Annotated in this window: 18 protein-coding genes; 8 read left to right on the plus strand and 10 right to left on the minus strand. The window is 67.7% G+C overall.

Annotated elements, in window-relative coordinates; genetic code table 11:
* Window positions 1-188: 188 nt before the first annotated feature.
* The gene (locus tag ABEA50_RS21375; protein ID WP_345497370.1) at window positions 189-2,342 is read right to left on the minus strand and encodes a glycosyltransferase; all 2,154 of its coding nucleotides are present in this window, start codon (window positions 2,340-2,342) and stop codon (window positions 189-191) included.
* 173 nt (window positions 2,343-2,515) lie between these two features.
* Here ABEA50_RS21375 and ABEA50_RS21380 point away from each other — a divergent pair, with 173 nt between their 5' ends.
* Genes ABEA50_RS21380 through ABEA50_RS21390 form a run of 3 tightly spaced genes read left to right on the plus strand, consistent with a single transcriptional unit; the run spans window position 2,516 to window position 6,842 of the window.
* Complete coding sequence (locus ABEA50_RS21380) at window positions 2,516-3,814, plus strand: glycosyltransferase (protein ID WP_345497371.1); 1,299 nt, start codon at window positions 2,516-2,518, stop codon at window positions 3,812-3,814.
* The gene (locus ABEA50_RS21385; RefSeq protein WP_345497372.1) at window positions 3,811-5,160 is read left to right on the plus strand and encodes a hypothetical protein; all 1,350 of its coding nucleotides are present in this window, start codon (window positions 3,811-3,813) and stop codon (window positions 5,158-5,160) included. Before ABEA50_RS21380 ends, ABEA50_RS21385 begins: the two co-directional genes overlap by 4 nt.
* Before the next feature lie 59 nt (window positions 5,161-5,219).
* Entirely contained in the window at window positions 5,220-6,842 is a 1,623-nt protein-coding gene (locus ABEA50_RS21390; RefSeq protein WP_345497373.1) for a hypothetical protein, read from the plus strand.
* Between the two features lie 30 nt (window positions 6,843-6,872).
* Here ABEA50_RS21390 and ABEA50_RS21395 read toward each other — a convergent pair whose 3' ends face one another.
* Genes ABEA50_RS21395 through ABEA50_RS21410 form a run of 4 tightly spaced genes read right to left on the minus strand, consistent with a single transcriptional unit; the run spans window position 6,873 to window position 10,759 of the window.
* Complete coding sequence (locus ABEA50_RS21395; RefSeq protein ID WP_345497374.1) at window positions 6,873-7,337, minus strand: DUF3237 domain-containing protein; 465 nt, start codon at window positions 7,335-7,337, stop codon at window positions 6,873-6,875.
* Window positions 7,338-7,374: 37 nt separating this feature from the next.
* The gene (locus ABEA50_RS21400; protein WP_345497375.1) at window positions 7,375-9,057 is read right to left on the minus strand and encodes a CocE/NonD family hydrolase; all 1,683 of its coding nucleotides are present in this window, start codon (window positions 9,055-9,057) and stop codon (window positions 7,375-7,377) included.
* Complete coding sequence (locus tag ABEA50_RS21405; RefSeq protein ID WP_345497376.1) at window positions 9,054-9,515, minus strand: MarR family winged helix-turn-helix transcriptional regulator; 462 nt, start codon at window positions 9,513-9,515, stop codon at window positions 9,054-9,056. The genes ABEA50_RS21400 and ABEA50_RS21405 overlap by 4 nt, the downstream gene beginning before the upstream one ends.
* Window positions 9,512-10,759 (minus strand): flavin-dependent oxidoreductase, encoded by a 1,248-nt coding sequence (locus ABEA50_RS21410; protein WP_345497377.1) that lies wholly within the window; start codon window positions 10,757-10,759, stop codon window positions 9,512-9,514. The genes ABEA50_RS21405 and ABEA50_RS21410 overlap by 4 nt, the downstream gene beginning before the upstream one ends.
* Window positions 10,760-10,870: 111 nt before the next feature.
* Here ABEA50_RS21410 and ABEA50_RS21415 point away from each other — a divergent pair, with 111 nt between their 5' ends.
* Entirely contained in the window at window positions 10,871-11,275 is a 405-nt protein-coding gene (locus ABEA50_RS21415) for an MBL fold metallo-hydrolase (protein WP_345497378.1), read from the plus strand.
* Here the strand turns inward: ABEA50_RS21415 and ABEA50_RS21420 are convergent.
* The 4 genes from ABEA50_RS21420 to ABEA50_RS21435 form a co-directional block, all read right to left on the minus strand.
* On the minus strand, window positions 11,253-11,924 hold the full coding sequence (locus tag ABEA50_RS21420; RefSeq protein ID WP_345497379.1) for a phosphatase PAP2 family protein: 672 nt from the start codon (window positions 11,922-11,924) through the stop codon (window positions 11,253-11,255). The genes ABEA50_RS21415 and ABEA50_RS21420 overlap by 23 nt on opposite strands.
* Window positions 11,925-11,958: 34 nt before the next feature.
* The gene (locus ABEA50_RS21425; protein ID WP_345497380.1) at window positions 11,959-13,473 is read right to left on the minus strand and encodes a bifunctional phosphatase PAP2/diacylglycerol kinase family protein; all 1,515 of its coding nucleotides are present in this window, start codon (window positions 13,471-13,473) and stop codon (window positions 11,959-11,961) included.
* 86 nt (window positions 13,474-13,559) lie between these two features.
* Entirely contained in the window at window positions 13,560-14,060 is a 501-nt protein-coding gene (locus ABEA50_RS21430; RefSeq protein ID WP_345497706.1) for an SRPBCC family protein, read from the minus strand.
* 195 nt (window positions 14,061-14,255) lie between these two features.
* Entirely contained in the window at window positions 14,256-15,755 is a 1,500-nt protein-coding gene (locus ABEA50_RS21435; RefSeq protein ID WP_345497381.1) for an aldehyde dehydrogenase family protein, read from the minus strand.
* A 388-nt stretch (window positions 15,756-16,143) separates the two neighbouring features.
* Between ABEA50_RS21435 and ABEA50_RS21440 the strand changes: the two genes are divergently transcribed.
* Genes ABEA50_RS21440 through ABEA50_RS21455 form a run of 4 tightly spaced genes read left to right on the plus strand, consistent with a single transcriptional unit; the run spans window position 16,144 to window position 19,812 of the window.
* A complete protein-coding gene (locus ABEA50_RS21440; protein WP_345497382.1) occupies window positions 16,144-16,788 on the plus strand; it encodes an ABC transporter permease in 645 nt (214 codons plus the stop codon).
* Entirely contained in the window at window positions 16,785-18,095 is a 1,311-nt protein-coding gene (locus ABEA50_RS21445) for an ABC transporter ATP-binding protein (RefSeq protein WP_345497383.1), read from the plus strand. Before ABEA50_RS21440 ends, ABEA50_RS21445 begins: the two co-directional genes overlap by 4 nt.
* Window positions 18,092-18,829 (plus strand): ABC transporter permease, encoded by a 738-nt coding sequence (locus tag ABEA50_RS21450; protein WP_345497384.1) that lies wholly within the window; start codon window positions 18,092-18,094, stop codon window positions 18,827-18,829. The genes ABEA50_RS21445 and ABEA50_RS21450 overlap by 4 nt, the downstream gene beginning before the upstream one ends.
* Window positions 18,826-19,812 carry a glycine betaine ABC transporter substrate-binding protein gene (locus tag ABEA50_RS21455; RefSeq protein WP_345497385.1) on the plus strand — a complete coding sequence of 329 codons (987 nt, stop codon included), beginning with the start codon at window positions 18,826-18,828 and terminating at the stop codon, window positions 19,810-19,812. Before ABEA50_RS21450 ends, ABEA50_RS21455 begins: the two co-directional genes overlap by 4 nt.
* Before the next feature lie 21 nt (window positions 19,813-19,833).
* Here the strand turns inward: ABEA50_RS21455 and ABEA50_RS21460 are convergent, their stop codons facing one another.
* On the minus strand, window positions 19,834-20,661 hold the full coding sequence (locus ABEA50_RS21460; protein WP_345497386.1) for an alpha/beta hydrolase family protein: 828 nt from the start codon (window positions 20,659-20,661) through the stop codon (window positions 19,834-19,836).
* Window positions 20,662-20,747 lie beyond the last annotated feature (86 nt).

A 20,747-nucleotide genomic window follows, 5' to 3' on the forward strand; every position in this document is an offset into this window, starting at 1 on the left:
GACGCGCGCTACGCGGCGGGCATTCTCGCGGCGGTGGCGGCAACCGCTGTTTCGACGGGTAGTCGTGGAGGTAGCTCACGGCCGCGGTGACGTCGATCTGTGGCGAGTACGCGCACCGGTGTGCGGAGTGTCCGCGTCGAGAGTGGTGTGTCGTCGGGTGTCAGCGTGGGGGGTAGCCGGGTGTCGTTCTACGGTGCGACCCGATCGGTGGTGGGGCGCAGGATGTTTCGTGCCGCGAAAGTTCCGGTTTCGGTGTCGTAGGAGCGCAGCAGCGCCAGTCTGGCTGCGTGCAGGGTCGACACCGATGGCACGTACAACAGGGCCGCGGCGGCCGCGAGAGCGTAGCGGCGGTGCAGCAGCAGGGTGCGTGGCAGACAGCTCATGTAGCGCACGAATCCTGGCATGCCGGTTTCCATCCGCCGGGCGGCGACGCCGACGGTGATTTCGGGCAGGAAAGCGTTGCGCCCGCCGGTCTCGGTGACGCACAGGCCGCAGTCCACGTCCTCGAAGATGTCGCGGCGCATGCCGACCCTGTCCCGAATCGCCGCCCAGACCTGTGTGCGCACAATCATATTCGACCCGTAGAGCACGGGAACCGCACGCACCTCGGCACGCTTGCGTTCGCGCATCCGTTGCTTGAGTTTGCCGAGTCGATCGCCGTAGGGGAGGCCGTATGCCTCGCCGCGCCCACAGGCCGCCGCCCAGTATTCCTCGGTGTCGCGCTCGAAGAAATCGACGATGGTGCGCGCCCAGTCCGGTCCCACCAGCGTGTCGGCGTCGATTCTGGCGATCAGGTCGGAGGTCGCCGCGTTCATGCCGGTATTGCGCGCGTAGACCAGACCCTGGCGCGCCTCGTCGATGAGCGTGATGCTCGGGTGGTGCTGCCCGAAGCCGCGTACCGCATCGGCGGTGCGGTCGGTGGAGTTGTTGTCGACGACGATGATCTCGGCGATGTGGTCGAGTTGCGCGGTCAACCGCGCCAGGCAGTCGCCGATCACCTGCTCCTCGTTATAGGCGGGGATCACCACGGACAAGGTCTTCGCGTTCATCGGGCTCCTCGCCGCGGCGGGTCGGCGTAACGGCCGGTGGGTACTCGCCGCGTCCTCGGCGAGGACCGCGGCGGATCGCACCGCGACATCGGGGGCGATCAGGTCGGCGGAGAGGCGCCAGGCGGTGCGCTGGCACTCGGGTCGCAGGATGTCGGTGAGCGCGGACTGGAGCGAGCGACGATCGAGATCGGCCTGGCGCAAGGCGGTTCCGACGCCGAGCGCACGCAGGCGCGCGCCCCACATCGGCTGATCCGCGCCCAACCAGCACACCAACGTCGGGATTCCGGCACGCAGCCCCGCCGCGGTGGACCCGGCGCCGCCGTGGTGTATCGCGGCGGCGCACCGAGGCAGCACGGTCGCGTGGTCGAGGGTGCGCACGACTCGAACGCGGTCGCTGTCCTGGCCCGCCATGAACTCACTCCACCCCGCCGCGACCAGCAACCGGTAGCCGAGTGCTGCGGTGACCTCGGCGAAGACCTTCGCCAACCGCGCGGGCTCGGCGACCGTCATGCTGCCGAAACCCAGATAGATCGGTGGCGGACCGGCGTCGAGCCAGGCGGCGGTCTCGGTATCGGTGCCATCCACCCGGCCACGGGTCGTGCGGTCGAGATCGAAGAAGCCGACGAGCGGGCGCTGGGCACCCCATTCTCCGGCCAGCCCAGGAAAGAGCGCGGGATCGTAGGCCTGGATCTCGATGGCTCCACGGCGCGCGATGCGGGTGGCAGCCGGGGTCGTCGGCCGGTCGAGGCCGAGATCGGCCGCGAGAGTCTGTTCGGCTGTCCGCGTCGCCTGCCACAGGACGTGCTCCAGGCCGGTCCAGCTGGCGCGGCGCACCGTGTTCGGGAGCCGGTCTCCCGGCAGCATCGAGACCACACCGTTGCGCCGCACCGGACAGTAATGCACCGGGATGTAACCGATTTCGCGTGCCTGCGCGACATTGAGCGCACGTTCCTGACCGACGCTGCCGCCGATGATCGCGTCGGCGTCGGCGGTGAGCTCCATCAGCTCGGCCTGCATCTGTCGTCCCCCGCGCAAGGTCAGCTCGGAGATCGCTCGCAGCTTCGTCAGCGGGTTCGCCGATTTCAGCCGATCGGTGACGAGATCGGAATCGAGCAACTCCTTGGTATCGGTGCCATACGGGTGTGTGGATAGTCCCGCACGGCGGCCGAATTCGACAAGATTCGGCGGCGCGGCCAGTTGCACATCGTGCCCGCGCGTACCCAATGCCACACCGAGCGCCAGCGCCGGTTGCACATCACCGCGACTTCCGGTGAAAGCGAGTACGAATTTCATCGATCTCCTCGCACTATCGGCTCTGCCTCGAAGAACGGTCATATTTCCAGAGGTGTCGCCACCGCGCGCGTCGAGCGCGGGGTCAGGTGCTTCTTCTCACAACCGCGAGGTCCTGACCTGCGAACTGGGGCGTAGCGCCCCTAAAATGTCGAGGATCGAGGCAAGGAGAGCCCATGAGGTTTCTGCTCGCGTTCAATGGGACTCGCGGAGATATTCAACCGGCCGTGGTCGTGGCGTCGGAATTACAGCGACGCGGTCATGACGTCGTTTTCGGTGCTCCACCCAACCTGTGTGCTTTCGTTGCCGCCGCCGGTGTATCCGCACGCCCTTTCGGCGCGGATAGCCAGGCGCAGATGAATTCGGAATTGGTGCGCACGGGGTTGCGCAGCGGTGGACCACGTCGGCGAATGAAAGCGCTGGCCGAGATTCGTGATCTCGGTTGGTCGCAGGCCGTCTCGGACATGGCCGCGATGTACGAGGGCGCCGACGCGATCGTCACCGGCTTCATCACCGAACAGATCGCGCAACCGTACGCCGAGTCGCTCGGCGTCCCCTGCCTGTCGCTGCACCACGCGCCGATTCGCCCTACCCGCCATATCGGCCCCGTGCCCGGCGCGCCCGCGTTGCCGCCGCTGCTCAACAGTGCGATGTGGACGGTCGCGCAATACACGATGTGGTTGCTCACCAGGAACCGACAGAACGAATTGCGTAGGCGCCTGGGCGTTTCCGGTGCCGCTGGGGTGAACTACCGTGGTGCGCTGGAGATTCAGGCCTACGATCCGCTGCTGTGTCAGGAGCTGGTGCGGGAGTGGGCCGGGCAGCGGCGGCCGTTCGTCGGATTCCTGAACCTGTCGCGCGAGCAGCGCGTGCGCATCGGCCTGGACAGCACCGACGATCCGGGCCTGGCCGCATGGTTCGAGGCCGGGGACGCGCCGGTGTACTTCGGCTTCGGCAGCATGCCCGTACCCGACGTAGCGGCGACGGCCGCGGCCATCGTCGACGCTGCCCAGCGGGTGGGGGTGCGCGCGCTGATCAGCAGCGGATGGGGTGCGCTCGCCGCCGCCGTCGCCGAGGACGACCGCGTGCGGGTGGTCGGCGCGGTCGATCACGACCGGATTTTTCCGCGATGTCGCGCGGTCGTGCACCACGGCGGGGCGGGAACAACGGCGGCTGCCCTGCGGGCGGGTGTGCCGAGTCTGGTGTGCTGGGTGGGCTCGGATCAGCCGTACTGGGGTGCGCGATGTGTGCGGTACGGAGTGGGGGAGACGACCAGATTACCGGGCATCGACGCCGACATCCTCACCGAAAAGCTCGCCACCATACTGTCTTCCGAGTACACGCGGCGGGCGCGTGCGCTGGCCGAGGGCTTGATTTCCCCCGAACAGGCGGTGCGGCGTTGCGCCGATCTGATCGAGCGTAGTGTCCACGACCGCGCTACCCACGCCGACGACTCCGAGAGCGAGCGCACATGAGGGCCGCGGTCGCACGAATGCAGCCGGAAGACAGCACCTACTGGTTCGTCCGCGAGGCGTTCGGCTGGTCGGTGGTGTTGCAGATGGTGTGGCGCTTCGAGCGACCGCCCGAGCCCGCCGCACTGGCCGCGTTCAACGAGCGCTTGGCCTCGGGCGTACTGAACCGCCGATTGATCAGGCCCGCAACACCTTTCGCCCGCCCGCACTGGGTGCGTTCCGAGGACGCGCCAGATCTCCTCATCGACGATGGGCCGATCGGCGCCGACGCCGTCGAACGGTGGGCCGGTGTAGAGCTGGACGCGACCCCGTTGGATCCCGAGACCGGCCCGACCTGGCGGCTGCGTACGGCCGAGGTCGACGACGGTGGCGCGGTGCTGTCGCTGACCACCCTGCACCTGGTCGCCGACGGCAGGGCGATGGTCACCGCGGCCGCCGCGGCGCTGGCCGACACCGCCGCCGACCCGTTGGCGCCGCGCCGCCCACCCGTTGGCGCGGCCGCGCTCGTCGCCGATGCCACCGACGCGCTGCACCAGGTCACCGCCGCGGGTGTCGGGGTGCTGCGTGCCGCCCTGAGCACGGTCCGAAACCGTTCTGCGACAACAGAACCCATGGCAATCGTGCCCAAGGCCGTCGTGTCCAAAACCGAGGCGCATGTCCGCGCGCCGCGCGCACGCTACTCGTGGACGACCGTCAGCGTCGAGGCCACCGCGTGGCAGGAGGCCGCCCGCGCGCACGGCGGCACCAGCAACACGCTGTTCATCGCGGTCCTCGCGGGTGCGCTCCGTGCTGCCCGTTACGTGCCACCGGGCGCACCGTTGAAGGTCGGCATCCCGGTGAGTCGACGCGGCGACGGTGACGAACGCGCCAACGCGACCGCGGGTGTGTCGGTGTTGCTCACCGACGATCCCGGCATGGACCTCACCGCCCTGCGCGCACAATGCAAGGCCGCGTTCACCCGCCTCGCCGAGGGACACCGCGCGCCGCACATCCACCTGTTGCCGCTGCTGTCGCTGCTGCCGACCGCGCTGGTGGTGCGCGCCGCGACCGCGGGTTCCGGGATGCCGGACGTGGTTGCCTCGAATCTCGGTGAATTCGCGCCGGAATTGGCGCGCGTCGGCACCGTCTCCGCGAGCGCGGTGGCATTCCGTGGCATCGCACAGGGCGTCGAGCCCGCCGAGCCCTACCGGTTCGGTGACGGCGTGCAGTCCTGGTGCGTGCAGGTCGGTACCGTCCTGACGTTCTCGGTTGTCGCCTTCGACGAACAGCACTTCCCGCGACCGGACGATCTGCGCGGCGTGCTCGCGCGCGAGCTGACCCGCTGGGGTGTCGCCCACCGAATGTGGTGAACGTCGCGTTCGGTGCCGCAGCGGGTGCGAGCTCGAACGGGTGCCATTAGCCTGCGTAAATGGACAGGGTTGCAGGAGCGGACGAGTCATACCTGCTGGCAGAACGGTTGTTCGGCTGGTCGGCTCCGATCCAGTACGCGTGGATCTTCGGTGCCGTGCCGGAGGAGAAAGCGCTCGCCGCGTTCGGCGACCAGCTGGGTTCCGGGTTGTTGAGTCGCAAGGTGGTCGACGCCGTCGTCCCCTTCGCGAGGGATCGCTGGGTGCGTTCACCGCACCCGCCGTTCCTGCGCATCGACCCGACCCCGATAGCCGACTCCGAGGTCGGCGCGTGGACCGACCGGGTGTTGCGCACGGCCGATCTCGACCCCGCAGCGGGCAAGGGGTGGCAGCTGGTCGGGGTCGCGACCACTTCGGGGAAATTCGCACTGTCGCTGTTGATTTCGCACATGGTCGCCGACGGCCACGGGCTCTACAACGCGCTGGCCGCAGCCCATACCGGTACCTCGAGCAGTTCATTGCGCCGCGCAGAGGACCTCGGGTGGCGGACGAGAGTGCTTGGCGACCTGAGGGATTCGGTGGGTCAGCTCGCCGAGGCCGCGACAGCGAGCCGGGTCGTCGCCACCGAATTGTGGCGGCAGCGGCGCGCGGGGAAGTCGAAACCCACGGCATCGGCGAATCCCGAGCCGCCATCCGCTGTGGTGTCGCACACGGGGGCGGCCGCGTCGACGGACGTGGACGTGACTTCGAGCAGGCATATCGCTGCGCAAGCGGACAGGGGCGCCGCTGTACCGGCGGCCGAGGGCGTCACTGTGTCGTCGGACGTCGGCGGTTCCTCATTGCCTGGCACGGACGTCACCGTGTCGTCGCATACCAACACCACGGTGCCGCCGCATGCCGACTACGCTCCGCCGTCGGACCCGAGCGTCGATCGGCAGTCGGACCGCACTGCCGGTGCACGCTCGCACGCGGATTCCGGGGCGGCTTCGAGCGCGGCCGATCCGGACACCACATTGGCCATCGTGGACGTGGATCGGGGCCAATGGGTTGCGCGGGCACAGGAATTCGGTGGCACCGGTAACAGTTTGTTCACCGCCGTCCTCGGCGGGATCGTGCACCGCTGTGGGTATTCGGTAGGCGCCGAAGGGCTGCGGGTCTGTATGGCGGTGAGCAAGCGTGCGGAAGGTGACGAGCGCGCCAATGCCTCCGGTGGGGTCTGGATTCGGGTGCCCGGTGAGATCTCCCCGGAAAAGGGGCTCGGGGGCATCAGGGCGCTGAGTAAGCAGGCGTTGCGCGACTACGAGTCCGCCGGCAAGGACAAGCTCGCCGACAACCTTCAACCGGTCGTGCGGCTGCTGCCGAAACCGTTGATCCGCAAGCTCATGCTGTCGGTCGCGGGGCCGGACACCACCGTCTCCAACCTGGGCGCCGCGCCCGAAAGTGCTTTGCACGTCGGCGGTTTACGCGCCGAGTCGTTCGCGATCCGCGCGATCATGCAGGGCCGCAGCGGCGTCGAGCGCCGTCGTCAGGGCCCGGCTATCGCCGCATGGGCTGTCGAATACGACAACAAGATCACCATCACCTTCTTCGGCATCGACCCCGATCACTTCGGTGAGTCCGAACGCCTGCGTAAGACGATCGACGCCGAACTCGACCGCTGGGGACTGTCGGCCACTCCGTGGTAAGTGGCGCCCGGGGCCAGCCTCGATCGCTGATCAGGTGACGCGGTATGCCGTGTAGCGCACCTGGCCCGCCTCGCGCAGCGCGGCTGCGACGAACAGCGCCTGTTCGAGCTCCACGAGCCGCGGACTCGACGTTTCCAGTCGTACGACGAGGCGGAAGTAGTACTCGGACGGGTCGACCTGATCGCCGCGCTGGAGCGCTGCCAGCACCTCGGGGCGCCCGCTGCGGACGCCGTAGGTGCGGATGTGCACGTGCTCGCCCTTGGGTGTGTGCGCCGAATAGCGTGCCTCGATCTCGATCGCGCCGTCGGGACGAACCACCTGCCAGTCGGCGCCGCCGGGCAGGACATCGGCCTCGAACAGGCCGGTGATGCGCCCGCCCACGATCGGAACCACTCTGCGGTGGCCCGCGCGGGTCACTCCGTGGTCCTGCATCGGCCCGAGATCCGCCGCGACCTCGAACGCGGCGGCCAGGCTGGGAACCGGTGGTGCGGTCATGGTCTACTCCGGTCTCGCGTGTTCATGGGTCGCGTGTTCATTCCGGCAGCACCGGCAGGTCGATTCGCGACGCGGCGGCCGTCGCATGCGAAAGCGTCTGGGTCGCAGCATGTGTGGTGGTCGCTGTCGCCGCGGGTTCGCCGGATCCCGGGTTGCGCGCGTAGCGCGGGTGCGCGCCGGAGCTGATCTGAATGCCGACGCGGTGACCCGGTGCGAATTGGTGGAACGTCGGCCAGAGCCGTACCTCGACCTCCTGAAAACCGTCGGCGTCCTTCGGCGGATCGCTGTCGCGGGTGCCGACGCCGCCGATGCGGCGAATGCCGTCGCACACCGTCATCGAGCGGCCGTCGGGATGGTGGTCGCAGATCCGGATGAACAGGTCCGCACTCGGTTGCGACGAACGGAACCGGATATGCGCGACCGGTTCGCCCGCGAGAGTGACCGAGGTCGGTAACGTCTCACCTCGGAACACCACCACGTCGGCGCGGCGCTCGTGCGCGGCATTGTCGACCGGGCCCGAATTCTGTTGCAGGCTCGGCCCACCGACGGCGGGGGTGGGGTCGGCCGGGTCGTAGCGATAGCTGGTGACACCGTCGTCTGGACGTTCGGGTCCGAGCCCGCCCGCCTCCCGCAGGTACAGCGACCGCGTGGAAGTCCCCGGTGGCGGCCAGGATTCGAGGTCGTGCCAGCGCTCGTCGCCGGTGCGGTACGCGCGAACCGGTGCCGCGCGCTCGCTCGGCGCTGCGATGAACTGTTCCCGGAGAAACGCGGCGGACTCGGCGACGGACGGGGCGTCCATGGCGCGTGACATATGCCCCCACGGGCCCAGTGTGAGCCGAGGCGGGCGACCGGCCGCGACGAGTTGAGCGTAATTGCGCAGCTGCCACGGCAGAAAGATGTCGTACCAGCCGCTGATCATGTACACCGGCGCGGCGACATCGGGAACCGATGCGGTGTGCGACTGTCGGGTCCAGTACTCGTCGCTCAACCGTTCGTGGCGAACCCAGTCCTGATACCAGTGCACCTGATGCCCGCTCACCGCCACATCGCCCTCGGCGAGCGGCAGCACATCGAATGCCTTGCGTAGCTGGGGGTCCGAACGCAGCTGCGCCCACCCCAGTGCCAGGAACTTCCTGCGGATCATCAGATCCATCATGCGTGACCAGCCGAGCGCGTTGCGCAGTGAGAAGGCCGCGTTGTCCCAGGTGATCACGCCGAAGTCGGGCATCGTCGCCACCAGGCACAGTGCCTCGGGGGCGATCGCGGGTTCGTTGACGTGCAGTTCGCCGGCGACCGCCCACTGGGTGAAGCCCATGTAGCTCTTGCCGAAGGTGGCCACCGCGTCGGTGACCCATGGCTGTTCGCGGACCCAGCGGTGGGTGGCGATCCCGTCGCGCTGATCGTCGATCTGCGGAGTGAACACCCCGCCCGAACCCCAAGTGCCACGGCAACTCTGGAACAGGACGGTGAATCCCTCGCGGGCCAGCGCGCGCGCCTCCTTCGCCACCGGTCCGGCGTGGCCGTAGGGGCCGCGCATCACGATCGTGGGTAGTCGCCGGTCGACGTCGCCGATCGGCGTGATCAGGTCGGCGAGGAGCTCGACTCCGTCGGGCATGGGCACGCGCAGGTTCTTGCGCACCGTGATGTCGTGCGGTCCGGGTGTCAGCCCGGTGATGGTCCGGGTCTGTATCCATCGGGATATGCTCTGGCGTAAGCTCATTCGGTTTCCTGTAAGGAGTTGATTCGCTGGATCGCCGCCCGTAGATGTTCCAGGGCGGGTAGGGCGGCGGCCAACGCGGCTCGATCGTCGACGCTGAGTGCCGCGGCCGCGTCGGTGACGAGATCGCCGCTGGTGCGGTCGAAGCGCGTGAACAGGTCTCTAGCCTTGGCCGTGAGCAGGATTTCGACGTGGCGGCGGTCGTCGGGCCGGGAACGGCGTTCGATCAGCCCGCTGGCCGCCATGGTGGTGAGCAGATTGCTGACCGTCGGGCGGCTCAGGCCCAGCCGTTGGGCCAATTCCCCTGAGGTACTGCTGTTTCCGTACGGCAGCGCGCGAATGATCTCGATCTGCGCGTCCGGAATCTCCGGCAGGCCCTCGGCGTTCCTGGTCGCGGTCAGCAGTGCTCGACGCAGGGGGGAGATCACCGCGGCCAGTCGCGCGGGGTCCAGCGCGGTCATGGCGTCGCGCCCGGTGTGCCGCCGTGTGGGCGGGGCGTGAGCGAGGGGCGCGCGTTCAGTGCCTCAGGATGAAACCCCGCCGCCTTCTTGTATCCGGTGGCGATCTCGGTGAGTTCCTGTGGCGAGAGCACATCGTGGATATTCGCGAACCCGTCCGGTGCTCGCTCGTGGGCGAGCACCATGACCCGCTCCGGCCCCTGCTGCCGGTTGCGGTGCACCAAATCCGTGGTGGCGGGCCTGCGATCGCGCTCGTAGGCCGCGAGGCCGATGTCGGTGTCGCGTGCGGTGGCCAGGTGATAGGCGAGGGTGCGCGCGTCGAGGATGGCTTGGGAGCCACCATTGGAACCGTTCGGATACATCGGGTGCGCGGCATCGCCGAGTAGGGTTGTGCGACCGTGGGTCCACCGGTCGAGCGGGTCGCGATCCACCATCGGATATTCGAGTATTTCGGCTGCGGCACCGAGTATTTGGGGCACATCCAGCCACGGGAAGCGCCACGAGCGGAACAATTCGATGATCGGTGTCGCATCGACGGCGCGGTTCCAGTCCGCGTTCGCGCCGCCGAATCCCGTGGCGCGGCGCTCGGCGATGAAGTTGATCCCGTCGCGGATCGGGTAGGCGACGAACTTCTGTTCCGCGTCGCCCGCCATAATCATCGTGCGACCGTCGAGAAATCCGGGCAGTCGCGCGGTGCCACGCCAGAGTGTCAGGCCGTTCCAGATCGGCGCACCCTCGTCGGGGCGGCGTTCTCGACGCACGGTCGAGTGGATGCCGTCGGCGCCGACGACGAGTTCGGCGTGCACGGTAACCGCACCCGCTGTCGTCTCGAACCTGGCCGTCCCGGCGGGATCGGTGGAAACCAGACGATGGCCGGTGCGAACGGTGTTGGGGCCCAGTCTTTCTCGGACAGCCTCCAGTAGCGCCAGTTGAAGTTGCCCGCGACCCACCGACAATTGCGGCCAGTGGTACCCGGCGTCGAGGCCACGCGGCTCGCGCCAGATCTGTTGGCCGTGCCGGTTGTAGTAGGCGAGCGTGCCCGGCGCGACCCCCAGCGCGGTGACCCGCTCGCCGAGACCGAGCTCGGTCAGCTCGCGGACCGCATGCGGCAGCAGATTGATCCCGACCCCGAGCGGGCGCAAGGTTTCGACGCGCTCGTAGACCCCGATGTCCTCGAATCCCGCGGCGTGCAAACTCAACGCCGCCGCCAGCCCACCGATCCCGGCGCCGACGATCACGATGCCCATGGCTAGGTAGTTTTGCAACAAAAATAACCCACGTCAATCGGACCTGCGCCTCGGCCTCCTCGGTGCGCGAGTCCTGCCCAGAACTACTACGACCCGGCCAACGCGCACCGCATGCCCGTCGCCCGCGATGAGCGACACCGTCGCCGCCGTGCGGGCAGCCGACTCGTCTACGCCGACAGCATCGCTCCCGTGCTGAGCAAGGCGGTTTTGTGGGAGAACAGCTTTCGCATCGACGACAACCTGGTGCTGGAGGCGGGCCCCGGTCGCACACCGGGCTCATCGCCGGTGCGGTTGTCCTCCGGTTCGGATCGCGCCGTGTTCGTCGGCGACCTGGTGCACAGCCCGGTGCAATTCCTCGAGGACCCGGTGACGGCCTCCGCCACCCGGCGGCGAGTGCTCGAACGGGCAGCCGACACCGCCGAGTTGATCATCCCCGCACACTTCGCCGGTCCCGGCGCGGCCGAAATCCGCCGCGAGGGCGACAAATTCACCGTCAGTCGATGGGCGCAGAGCTGACGCGGCGGTCGGCGGCGCCGCCGAGTCGGTCCCCCCGCGACCGAAAGCGCAGGTACCCGGTGCGGCAGAGCAGGACCCACCACGCGCCGATCGCCCAGCCGCCGAGAACGTCGGTCGGCCAATGCACGCCGAGATACACCCGTGAGACGCCGACCAGCGCGACGAAAACGACCGCGACTGTGACGAGTGCGGCGCGCGAGGACCTGCGCGCCTCGCCCAGGACGAACACGCCGACGAGAATGCCGATCACCCCGATCGATCCGAGGCTGTGGCCGGAGGGAAACGATTGATTCTCGACCGTGACCAGCCGAATCGCCAACGGCGGTCGGTCACGATCGACCACATACTTCAGTACACGAACCAGTAGAAGCGTTCCCACGCCGGCGATGACCACCACCGCGAACTCCGGCCAACGGCGGTGTGCGGCATACCAACCGCAGGCGATCAGTGCCAGCACCCACATGGCGACGCTGCCACCGAGCGTGCTGATCACCGTGAACACCGTGTCGAGCCAGCCGTGCCGATGCTCGACAGCCCAGTTCATGAGGGGCACATCGAAGCTCGTCATGCTGTGTCCGGAGACAACCGCCCAGGTCACGATCGCGACGATCAGCGCGAGCAGGAGCGCGGCGAGTGCGGTCGACAGCATGCGACCACGATAGGCGGGGCCGGGGTCGGGCCCGCTATTCGGCGTCCGTAGGGGGCGGCACGAACAGCGTCAGCGCGGCGGGGCGACTGGTGAAGGTGAGGGTTCGTGCGCGGTGGTTGACCTCGCCGTCGGTGGCCAGTGCCACCGGATGCCCGTCGAGCGCGATTTCCGAGCGTGCCGTGCGCCGATGCACATAGGTGCCCGAATACCCCAGCGTCCCCGTCCATGTCGCCCAGACGAGGCGGGTGCGCGAGAGGCGGCGGTCCGCGCGCAGATATCGCACATCGAGCACGCCGTCGTGCAGGCGTGGGCGCGACATCGGGATCTGATCGGCGGGGTGATAGGCGCCGTTGCCGACGAACAGCATCCACAGGGCGACTCGCTCACCGTCGATCACCGCGTCGACCGGCTTCGCGTGTCGCAGTACCCGCAAGAGCGCCAACCCCGCCGCGGGCCACTTGCCGATCCGATGTTCCCAGCGCTCGCGCGACCGGACGAAATCGGGGTAGCCACCGAGGCTGGCCGTGTTGACGAACGAGCGCTGATCCGCGCTGTCGAGCCGGACCTCGGCGGTGTCGACGAACACGACATGGCCCTGTTCCAGCGCGGTCAAGGTGGCCTCGGGGTCCTCGACGCCGATGTCGCGCGCGAAATGATTCAGCGTGCCACCGGGAAACACCGCCAGGGGAAGACCGTGGCGCACGGCGGATTGCGCCGTCGTCGAGACGGTGCCGTCGCCGCCGAGCACACCGAGTGCCGTGACCCGACCGCCGCGTATCCGTTCATCGATCCGTGCCTCGAGGTCGAGATTCGGATCGAGTTCGAGAATCTCCGCGTCGTTGAGCCGCCGACGCAAGAGGCTGAACAGTTCGTCGTCACCGTCCTGTCCGGAGGCCCGATTGACCACAAGCAGCAATCCCGCGCCGCGCGGCAACGGGTCGATCTGTTTCTGCGGACCGACGCTCGCGGGCTCGTCGTCGCGCACCGCCCACCACCGCCGGGTGGCCAGCGCGACACCACAGCCCAACGCGGCACCGACCACGACATCGGAGGGCCAATGCACCCCGACGTGCACCCGTGAATACGCGACGGCGGCGGCGACGGGTGCCAGCACGGCGGCCGTCGACGGCGACTCCAGGGCCACCGCGGTGGCGAAGGCGGCCGCGGACGCGGCGTGGCCGGAGGGAAACGACGACGACACCGGCGGTGTGATCAGCCGACGCACGGAGGGGACGGCCTCGGCGGGTGGTCGACGTCGCGGAAACAAGGGTTTGGCGACACCATTGGCCAGCGTGCTCGCCACCCCGACCGCCAGGAGCCCGCGCACCGCACCGCGACGCTGTGCGCGCCCGCCCGCGACGAACAACCCGGCGGCCACCGCCGACCACAACACGCTGTGATCCGCACTGGTACTCAGCGCGCGAAGCACACGGTCGACCGAGGTCGGCCGTAATCCGGCACTGCGGGCCACCAGCCAACGGTCGAGGGTGCTCACCGTCGAGGTGCCAGGAGAAGCCGTGGTGAACGGTTCTCGCCGTGGCGAATTCATGGCACGGACGAAACGGTGACGCATCGGGCGATTCTGTCACGAATCGGCGCGCGTGCACCGGTCCGCGTGCGACGCCTCGGCGATGCTCAACTCGTCGTGGCGTCGGTTTCGATCACGCGCTTGAGGTTGCGCAGGGTGAGGTGAATGTTCTTCTGCTGAAAGTCCGCGAAGGTCTTGCCTCTGGTCACGATGCGGTCGAAGACTCCTGCCACCCTGTCGGGCCAGTTGGTCCTGTCGTCGTTCCAGGTCTCGGTGACGCGCGTACCACCGGCTTCGGGTTCGAATCGGTACTCCCAATTGGCGATCCGGCCGTGCAGGAGGGGTTTGCCGACACCGATGACGTGCACGCGGAACGCGAAGCGCGCACCGGGGTCGGCCGCGGTGACCGTGCACCGCGTGGACCACCGAAACGCGCCGCGCTTGTTGTGCCCTTCGAACACCATCCCCACATAGGCCGCCGCCCTCGGCTGCGCGATCTTCGCCCCCCGATTCTCCGGACTCCACGACCCCATCTGCGTGACATCACTGATGCGGTCGTAGAGCGTGGTCGGGTCGGCGTCGATCACAATGCTGTCCGACACTGTCATCGGTCGTTCAGGCACGGTCCACCTCCGAAAGACTGTTCCCGCCGCGCGGTGCGGTGGGATGGTTGTGAGTTCGCAGTGTGTCACGGACGCGCGTTCCAGAGCGCCGCCACCGGCATGGCCAGAAATTTCGGCCCGAACGCGGCAGGGTCTCGGTACCGGTGTCGATCCCAACTCGGGAAGCGGCCCGGTCGCGGGTCAGTCGGCGAACCAGCCCTCGACCGTCGGCGCGGTGTTGTGCCAGATGTGCTTGTGCTCTTGGTATTCGGCCAAGCCACCCGGTCCGAGTTCTCTGCCGATGCCGGAGCGGCCGAACCCGCCCCATTCGGCGGCTGGTGTGTAATAGCCGAAGTCGTTGAGCCACACGGTGCCGTGCCGCAGCGCTCGCGCCACGCGCTCACCACGGACCGGATCGGCGGTACGAATCCCCGCGGCCAGGCCGTATGCCGTGTCGTTGCCCAGCGCGATCGCCGCGTCCTCGGTGGCGAATCGTTCCACCGTGAGAATCGGCCCGAAGGTCTCCTCCTGGACGATGCGCATATCCCGGTGACAATTGTCGAAAATGGTGGGCAGGTAATAGCTTCCGTGCGCCAATGCGGGATCGGCCGGGCGCTTTCCTCCGGCGACCAGCGTCGCGCCTTCGGAAATGCCGAGCGCGACATACGCCTCCACTTTCGCCCGCTGCTGCCGCGAAACCAGCGGACCGGTCCGTGACGAAGGATCGATACCGGGACCCACACGAATGCGGGCCGCGCGGCGGGCGAGCTCGGCGACGAAATCATCGGCGACGGATTCGTGCACGATCAGGCGGGTCCCCGCCGAACACACCTGTCCGGAATGCAGGAAAACACCGGTCAGCACGGCATCGACGGCGGTGTCGAACTCGGCGTCGGCGAAAACGATATGCGGATTCTTTCCGCCGAGTTCCAAGGCGACCTTGGTGATGTGCTCGGCCGCGTTGCGCGCGATCTTCGTGCCGGTGGCCGCGCCCCCGGTGAAGGAGATGAGGTCGACCTCCGGGGTGGTGGTGAGCGCCGAACCCACCACCTCACCGCCGCCCTGCACCAGATTCACGACCCCCGCGGGCACCCCCGCGCGATCGATCAATGCCACCAGCGCGACGGTGCTCAGCGGCGTGACCTCGCTCGGCTTGGCGACCATGGTGCATCCGGCGAGCAGTGCGGGCGCGATCTTCCACGACATCTGCAACAACGGATAGTTCCACGGCGCGATGAGCGCGCACACCCCGATCGGTTCGGCGACCACTCGACTGAGCACGGCCGGATTGCCGGTATCGACCCGGCGTTCGGTGCTCGCCTCGGCCAGCGTCGCGTAGTAGCGGAACACGGCGATGACGTCGTCGATGTCGATGTGACTCTCGCGCAGCGTTTTTCCGGTGTCGAGGGTCTCGATGCGTGCGATCGCGTCCCGATTCTGCTCGAGCAGGTCCGCGATACGCACCAGGTAGTCGGCCCGTTCGGTGGCGGGGGTCGCCGACCACCTGCCCGCGGCGAACGCGGAGCGGGCCGCGGCGACCGCGCTGCGCACATCGTCGTGATCGGCTTCGTCGACGACCGCGATCACCGTGTCGTCGGCGGGATCGGTGATTTCGCGGGTACCGCCCGCGCCCGCGCGCACCCAATGCCCGTCGATGTACAAGCCGCGCGAGCGAAGCAGGGGTTCCTCGTCGAGGATCATGCGGTGTGCCCTTTCTTCGCTGGTCCATGGCGGTAATTCACCGAAACACCGTTCGGTTCCGACAGCGTACGAGGTCGGCGAATGTGGCCGCTCGCACGTTGTCACCGTGACCGCGCGGATTTCGCTCGGGATGAATGTAATGCTGGCCGTGTCTATGGTGGGCTAGTTTGATTTGGGCCGAGTATGAGCTTCGAGGGAAAGGGGCCGAGCGCATCGAAGGCGTGCAACAACGCGATTGTCGACGGATGCGCACCGTATTGTCGCGCTGTGCGTCATCGGCAACGTGCCATCCTGAGCCGAACGAGCAACGTCGATTACGCTATGGCGGCTTGTGCTCGGCGACTGCGCACCGACCGGATCCGGCCTGCCTTCGGGTGATGGGAGTCCCGTGAACTTATGGAGCTACGTCCAAGGACGCGGCGAATTATTGACCTTCCTCACGTATCAGCATGCCTCCCTGGCATTTCAGACGGTGCTGGTCGGAACCATTGTCGCCGTTGCCATCGCGGTGGCGGTGTATCGATTGCCGGTGTTGTCCGCGCTGTCGCTCACCTCCAGCCGCGTCGCGCTGACGATTCCGGCGCTGGCACTGCTGGCACTGCTGCTGGTGCCGTTCGGGCTCGGCGTCGTCCCGTCGTTTGTCATGCTGGCGTTCTTCGCGGCACTGCCGGTAATCGGCAACGCGATCGTCGGATTGCGTTCGGTGCCGGCCACGGTCGTGGAATCGGCTCGCGGCATCGGGCTTTCGCGGTGGCGCATTCTGCTCACCGTTGAGCTGCCGATCGCGTGGCCGGTGATCCTCACCGGAATCCGGGTCTCGACGCAGATGATCGTCGGCGTCGCGGCCATCGTCGCCTACGTCCTCGGCCCCGGCCTCGGTTCGTTGATCTTCAACGGACTGTCGCGGCTCGGCGGAGCGAACGCGCTCGAGATGGCGCTGACGGGCACCATCCTCATCGTCATCATCGCGTTGGTGTTCGACGCGCTCCTCGTCCTGCTCGGACGCCTCACGATCGCAAAGGGACTGCAATGACCGATGGTGTGACAAGCCAGGCCGCTCCGACGACACCGGGTCGCACAGTAACCGGTGCCTCCATCACGCTGGACTCGATCGTCAAACGTTATCCCGGCCAGGATGTTCCGGCCGTCGAGCGGCTGGACCTCGAGATCGAAGCGGGCGATATCGTCGCGTTCGTCGGCCCATCCGGCTGCGGCAAGACCACCACGCTCAAGATGATCAACCGGTTGATCGAGCCGAGCGAGGGCCGAATCTTCATCGGTGGCCGCGACGTCACGAAAGAAGACCCCGACAAGCTGCGGCAGTCGATCGGGTACGTCATCCAGTCCGGCGGCCTTTTCCCGCACTGGTCGGTGGCGCGCAATGTCGGCGCCATCCCACGGGTGCTCGGCTGGGACAAGAAGCGCATCGCCGAACGCACCGAATACCTGCTCGACCTGGTCGGCCTCGACCCCACCGTCTTCGCCGACCGGTTGCCCAAGGACATGTCCGGCGGACAGCAGCAGCGCGTCGGTGTCGCGCGAGCGCTTGCCGCCGACCCGCCCGTGCTGCTGATGGACGAACCGTTCGGCGCGGTCGACCCACTCACCCGTGTTCGCTTGCAGGACAGCCTGATCGCGATCCAACACGAACTCGGCAAGACCATCGTCGTGGTCACCCACGACTTCGAGGAAGCCACCAAGCTCGGCGACAAGGTGCTGATCCTGTCCGAGGGCGGCCACATCGAGCAGTACGCGCGGCCCGAGGAAATCCTCACCGATCCGGCTACGCCGTTCGTGGAGGATTTCGTCGGCTCCGGTGCGAAGCTGGCCTACCTCACCGTGCAGCGAGTGAAGGACGTCGAATCCAACGAGGTGATCACCGCGCGCGTCGGCGAACCCGCCCAGGGCGTGATCGACCGCGCGAAGGCGGCAGGACACACCTGGGTCGTTGTCGTGGACGCGGCGGGACGACCACGGTCGTGGCCCTCGCTCACCGAGCTCGCGACCAAACCCGAGGTTTCCGACTATCTCGATCGGCGACTGCCCGTCGTCGCGCGGTCCTCGACCCTCAACGACGCACTGGACGCGATGCTCGCCGCGAGTCAGGGTGCCGCGCTGGTCACCGATGGACGCGGCGCGGTCGTCGGCTCGCTCGGCATCGCGTCGGTGACCGACACGATCCGCACCAAGCTCGCCGACGTGCGCTCCGAGGAAGAAGCGCCGTCCTACGAAACCTACGTCGACGGCACCGATCCCACACCGACCCCGGTGATCGCCGCCGAGGGTGAGGACGAAGGCCGCCAGCCGGCCACCGAAGCGGGATCGGCCGAACCGTCATGAGCCGCCTGCGCACCGTCCCGTTCGACGTCTGGCTGGAACCGCTGATCATTCTCGTCATCGGCATCGGCTACGCCATCTGGTACCGATCGACGACGTTCACCGCGACCGAACAGGCGTCGCTGCAGTGGTCCAATTTGCAGACCACGATCCTCGAGCACATCAAGCTCACCGTGGTCGCCACGCTCATCGTGGTCGTCATCGCGATTCCCCTGGGTATCTTGCTGACTCGGCCCTCGGTGAAGCGGTTCGAGCCGGTCGCGGTCAATATCGCGAACATCGGTCAGGCCGCGCCCGCCGTGGGTCTACTGGTCTTGTTCACCTTCTGGTTGGGGACCGGATTCCGCACCGCGGTGGTCGGCCTGGTCGTGTACGCGGTCCTGCCGATTCTGCAGAACACCATCACGGGCCTGCGGCAGGTGGACCAGCGCACCATCGAGGCCTCGCGCGGCATCGGTTACTCGGGGACGAGAACGTTGGTGCAGGTCGAATTGCCGTTGGCGGTGCCGGTGATCCTCAACGGTGTGCGTACCGCGCTGGTGATCCTGGTCGGCACCGCGACCCTGAGCACCTTCATCGGCGCGACCAGCCTCGGCACGCTCATCACCACCGGCGTCACCCTGTTTCTGCCGAAACTGCTGATCTCCGGCGCGATCCTGGTGGGGCTGTTGGCACTGATCATCGACTGGCTCGGCCGACTAGTCGAACTGGCCGCGACCCCGCGAGGTATCTCATGAGAGCGCCACGAGCCCGACTGATCACCCTGTTGTGTGCGTTGGTCACGACGACGGCCATGCTCGCGGGATGCGGGTTGGTGAGTTCGTCGGGGAAGTTCCACGAGGCGCGCCTGCCCGGCGGTGAGCAACCGCTGGCCGGCGCCAAGCTGACCGTCACCTCGAAGAGCTTCACCGAGGGCGTGCTGCTCGGCAAGATCACCGCGACCTATCTCGGCGCCGCGGGCGCGAACGTCGCCGACCTCACCGGGGCGCCGGGTTCCGCATCGTCGCGGCAGGCGCAACTCAACGGTGACGCCGACGTGCTCTGGGAGTACACCGGCACCGGGTGGGTGAATTACCACAACGAGACCGAGACGATCGTCGACCCGAACGAACTCTGGAAGCGGGTCAACGAGGTGGAGCAGCGCGACTACCAGTTGGAATGGTTGCCGCCCGCCAACTTCAACAACACCTACGCCTTCGCCGCGTCGACGCCGACGGCGCAGCGGTTGAACGTGAAGTCGCTCTCGGACGTCGCCGCGCTGCCGGTCGCCGACCGGACCTTCTGTGTCGACGACGAATTCTTCAGTCGCTCCGACGGTTTCATTCCGATGCTGGAGAAGTACGGCATTCCCTACAACGGCCCGAACGGTGTGCCCTCGGGCAATGTGACGCGGATGGACGCCGGTGTCGTCTACACCGCGACCTCCAACGGATCGCCCTGCAACTTCGGCATGGTCTACACCACCGACGGTCGCGTCAAGAACCTGAAATTGCAGGTGCTCGACGACGACAAGAAGTTCTTCCTGCCCTACAGCGGCACGGCGGTGGTGCGCGAATCCATCCTCCAGCAGTATCCGCAGCTGCGGCCCCTGATCGCGACGATCTCCGAACACCTCACCGAAGACCTGATGCAGGATCTCAATGCCCGCGTCGACATCGACGGCGAGGATCCCTCCGATGTCGCCTACGACTGGCTGAAGAGCGAGAACCTGGTCGAGTAATCGTTCACCGCACGTAATCGTTCACCGTGCGGTGAGTCGCTCGATGAACCACCGCGTGAGGATCGCGTCGACCGCCGCGGCGGTGGGTAGCTGTGGTGCCGGTGCCAGGCCGGGTTCCTCGGCCAGCGGGTGCGCCAGGTTCGCGACCGTCGTCAACTCGACGTCCTCCGGTGTCGAGTGGTGCTTGCGCAGCACATCGACCAGGTCGTTCGCGTCTGCTCGGAAGGCGGGATGGTCGAGTTCCCCGCTGACCAGCAGCAGCGGCGGCGTCGTGTCACGGTCGGCGAACCGACGCACGTAGTCCAGGGCGTCGGCGGTCTCGGTGGCCGCTTCGGTCCACGGATACGGCTGCCCGAACCCGGTTTCGATGAGTTCGACCGCGGACCGTATTCGGACCGCCGGATTGACCAATGCGACCGCCGCGAGCGGAATCTCCGCTCTGGCAAGCACTTCCAACGCTACGGCCCCGCCGAGTGACCCGCCGAGGATCGCGACGGGACCGTCGTCGACCGGCAATTGATCGCGCACGGCGGCCAGGGCGGCGGGGAATTCGTCGGCGGCTTGGTAGAGGAACGGGGCGAGGTAGGCCAGCAGTGGGTCCTCGCGGATGAGTTCGAGGACGGCATCGACGCGGCCGTCGACCATCCGCGCGCCACACATCGGCATCCCGAGATGCACCCGCCACGCGGGAACCCCGGCCATGGGCAGAGCGGCCGCGAAGGCCGGATCGGTGCGCGGTGCGTCCAACATGTGCCAGGTCACGATCAGTGGTGCGGAACCCGTGGTGCCCTCGGCCGGTGGCAGCGCGGTGAACGGTACCCCCGCGGCGGTACCGGTGATGGTCTCCATACGTCCCCTCGCGGTTGTCTCGGTTACGGGGTCAGCGTAAGCAGACATCGACGCGCCGGGGGATCATTTCGCCAACGGCGAAACGG

It is taken from the genome of Nocardia callitridis (assembly GCF_039543305.1).
Taxonomy (GTDB): Bacteria; Actinomycetota; Actinomycetes; order Mycobacteriales; family Mycobacteriaceae; genus Nocardia; species Nocardia callitridis.